Genomic DNA, 756 nt, shown 5'->3' with positions numbered 1-756 from the left:
GAAGACGCACTGAGCGGTGCGTTGATGAACGCAGGCCCTATCATTCACCCGCCGCTGATCATGATGAACGCCGGTCCCCTGGAGCATTTCGAGGCCTGGGATATTCACAACGAAGGCACCCAACCGTCGATCCGTCGTGTCACCAACCAGCTGGATGCCGAGCGCATGGCCGTGCGCGAAGCACTGACCTATGGCGCACCGCACTTTCCTTTGGCCGATCACTACAACACTACCGAAGGTGATGAGTGGATGTACGGTCGCGGTGCCCATGGCAAGCTGACTGACAGCGGCGACTGGCGTGAAGACATCGACCTGCAGAAACATCGCTACATGCTAGAAGACACCCGCCTGGGCCTGTCCTTCCTGGTTTCCGTCGGCCGTTGGGCCGGTGTACCGACCCCTGTAGCGCAGGGCCTGCTGAGCATTGCTTCGGTTGTCGCTGCACGTGATCTCTACGCCGAAGGCCGCACCCTGGAAAACCTCGGTCTGGCCAACCTGAACCGGGCGCAGATGACGGAGCTACTGACCCGGGGCTACCACTAATGAATACCGCGCTGCCTCAAGTCAGCGTGGTCGGCGCCGGCCGGATGGGCGAGGGCATTGCCCTGGCGTTCATCCATGCGGGCCTGCCGGTCACCCTGATCGACATCAAGGATCGCGCCGAGTATGAACGGCACGGCTACTTCGAGCGCGTGCGAAACAACATCCGCGGCGAACTGCAGATGCTGGTGCGCATCGGTGCACTCCAGCCGGAGC

General features: G+C 62.0%; 2 protein-coding genes. Both read left to right on the top strand.

Features of this window, described 5'->3' with window-relative positions; all coding sequences use genetic code 11:
- Positions 1–543, top strand: a 543-nt coding sequence (locus AC1DRJ_RS30775; protein WP_477805433.1) for an NAD/NADP octopine/nopaline dehydrogenase family protein, incomplete at its 5' end; no start/stop codon positions are given.
- A partial coding sequence (locus AC1DRJ_RS30770) for a 3-hydroxyacyl-CoA dehydrogenase NAD-binding domain-containing protein (protein WP_477805432.1) occupies positions 543–756 on the top strand: 214 nt, incomplete at its 3' end. The genes AC1DRJ_RS30775 and AC1DRJ_RS30770, both read left to right, overlap by 1 nt.

The sequence above is a fragment of the Pseudomonas sp. P5_B2 genome (genome assembly GCF_056400445.1).
This window is presented reverse-complemented; position numbering and strand designations above follow the sequence as displayed.